The organism is Tardiphaga sp. (genome assembly GCF_025356345.1).
Lineage (GTDB): Bacteria > Pseudomonadota > Alphaproteobacteria > Rhizobiales > Xanthobacteraceae > Tardiphaga.
In genome coordinates this window covers 1-2187 of record NZ_JANXTC010000421.1, presented here as the reverse complement: position 1 = coordinate 2187, position 2187 = coordinate 1, and the positions used below count along the sequence as shown (strand labels likewise).

4 protein-coding genes are annotated in these 2187 nt (G+C 64.4%); all 4 read right to left on the bottom strand.

Annotation, left to right across the window (positions count from 1 at the left end; all coding sequences use genetic code 11):
- On the bottom strand, window positions 1-300 hold a 300-nt coding region (locus Q0S16_RS25945; RefSeq protein WP_295855318.1), incomplete at its 3' end, for a hypothetical protein.
- Window positions 301-302: 2 nt separating this feature from the next.
- Window positions 303-743: an NlpC/P60 family protein gene (locus Q0S16_RS25940; protein WP_295855314.1), complete on the bottom strand. Its 441-nt coding sequence runs from the start codon at window positions 741-743 to the stop codon at window positions 303-305.
- A complete protein-coding gene (locus Q0S16_RS25935; RefSeq protein WP_295855312.1) occupies window positions 736-1641 on the bottom strand; it encodes a DUF2163 domain-containing protein in 906 nt (301 codons plus the stop codon). The genes Q0S16_RS25940 and Q0S16_RS25935 overlap by 8 nt, the downstream gene beginning before the upstream one ends.
- A partial coding sequence (locus tag Q0S16_RS25930; protein ID WP_295855309.1) for a DUF2460 domain-containing protein occupies window positions 1638-2187 on the bottom strand: 550 nt, incomplete at its 5' end. The genes Q0S16_RS25935 and Q0S16_RS25930, both read right to left, overlap by 4 nt.

The window sequence follows — 2187 nt, the reverse complement described above, 5'->3', positions numbered from 1 at the left end:
ACCGACGCCCTTGCCACCCCCGCCACTGCTCTCCGACGCGGACGTCGCGACCTCGCGAAAACGGGTTGCCCAGATCAAATGGGTGTCGACCCGCATGCGGCCATAGATTCGCAGGATCGGCGAGCCCTCGGATGCGATCATCACATTCAGATTGTCGAGACGCGGACCTTCGTTCCGCACCTCGGTGGTTTTTGTACCAGCCAGCGTCCGATCGATCAGGGCACCGGCGAGTGATCCGACGATGCCGCCCAGCGGGCCGCCAACAGCATAGCCGGCCAGACCGAGCCCCAACGTGGCCATCGCTACGCCTCCACCAACGGAAAGCGGAACGCATAGGCGATGCGGCGGCGCCAAGCGTCCGGCAGACTGCATTCCGCCACTGCATGGCGATCGTAAGCGTGGATGATCGTATCCGGCCCGCTGATCACCGCGGCGTGCTTCGCCGGTCCGCGCTGCTTCATCCGGATCAGGATGACGTCACCGGCGAGGATCATTGCGATGTCAATCTCGATGAGATGGCGACGCGCGGCGTCGCGCAGCGTCTCTTCGCCGCTCTCCTCCGCCCAGTTTGGACTGTAAGCCACTGGCTTTTCCGGCTCCTCGCCATACAGGGCGCGCCAGATGCCGCGCACCAGGCCGAGACAATCGGCGCCGGCGCCTTTGGTACAAGCCTGGTGCCGGTACGGCGTCCCGATCCAGCTGCGTGCTTCAGCAATGATAGCGTCCCGCGTCATCTCAGCCATGAGTCCCGCCTCCGGTCAGCGAGTCGCCGTTCCTGGCTTCGCTTGCGGTGGGATAGGCCGACAGGATGTCGTTGCCGGTCAGGAACGGAAAACCGCGAAAATTGGTCAGATTGCCGAATTTGGCCGAACAGGCATCGGTGCTCTTGTCGCAGCCGGCGACAATTTCAAAAGCGTCGCCGACCGCAACGTCCCGCGGCATGGTTTCCCACAGCGCGAACGACGTCAGCGATCCGTCATTAAGATGAAACTTCACTTCCATGACGCCGCCGCGATTGAGGCCCGGAATCCACGTCACCCGCCCCTTTTCAAACCAGCCATTGACGAAACCATCGAGACCGCCGGCCGCGAAGGCCGAATCGGAATCGACGGCCGTGACCAGCCCAACACCGCGAAAGGTCGGCGAGGTAAGATCGACGCCGCAGCGCGCATCGCCGAGGTCGGCGTCGCAGGAGCGCGCATAGAGCCGGCCGGTCGGCTGGTTCAGCGCATGGGACAGTCCACGCATCTCGGCCACAAATTGCGTCTTGCCGCGCGAGACTTCGCCGATCGAGCCGGCAAAGATGATGTCGCGGTCATCCGGGTTGCTCCAGTCGACCAGAAACAGCGTCAGCGCCGCGTTGTCGTAAAGCCCGGCCGATAGGTCGTCGTCGTTCAGATAGTCGCTCTGCAACGCCCCGGAAATATCGGTGGTGTCGATGTTGAGCGTGTTGCTGGCATTGATGGCCGATGCCGTCATTCCCGCCAGCGCCTCAAAGCTGATGCCGTCGAAGGCCAAGTCGCGGTCATGATCGGTGAAGCCGAGCGCGACGCCGTCCTGGCGCACCAGCCGCCAGCAATGCGCCAGCGTGGTGACGCCGGCGGACAGCGACGCCTGCAATCCCAAAGGAAGGCTTCTCATAGCCGCAGCTCCTTGAGTGGAATCGAGGGGATGTCGCCGATCGTGCTCTGCAGGGTCTGGTCGAGCCGGCCGTCGAAGCGAACGGGAACGTGAAACTGGCCACCCCAGCTGAGGGCCGCCCCCGGTGGCGGCGCCGTCGCGAAACTCACCAGCCCGGCCGACGGGCTGACCGAAAAACCGCTGCCCTGCGGCTGGCCGTCGATGGCAATCAGGATCTCGCCGAACGGCTTGGCAATGCGGCGATCGAAACTATGCGGTCCGATCGTGTAGCGCTTGCTGATCAGGAAGGTGGTGGTCACGCCATCGCCGGTCCCGAGCGACTGGTCGAGCGCTTGCGGGGCCCGCAGCGGCGCGCAGGAGCGATAGTCGCTCCAGTCGAGCAGCCGGAAGCCGCGCAGCCGGCCCATGGCGACGTGATACAGCGACAGGATCTCGTACAGCTCATCATGGGTGCGCACGCCGTATTTCGCGTCGTAGCTGCGCAACGGTGCGCTCCAGCTCATATTGCGCTCCTCGCGACCGCTGCCGAGCGTGACGATATCGACC

Excerpts from the sequence above, each read along its gene's own strand:
- Q0S16_RS25940 (WP_295855314.1), bottom strand. The coding sequence starts at position 743 with ATGGCTGAGATGACGCGGGACGCTATCATTGCTGAAGCACGCAGCTGG.
- Q0S16_RS25935 (WP_295855312.1), bottom strand. The coding sequence starts at position 1,641 with ATGAGAAGCCTTCCTTTGGGATTGCAGGCGTCGCTGTCCGCCGGCGTC.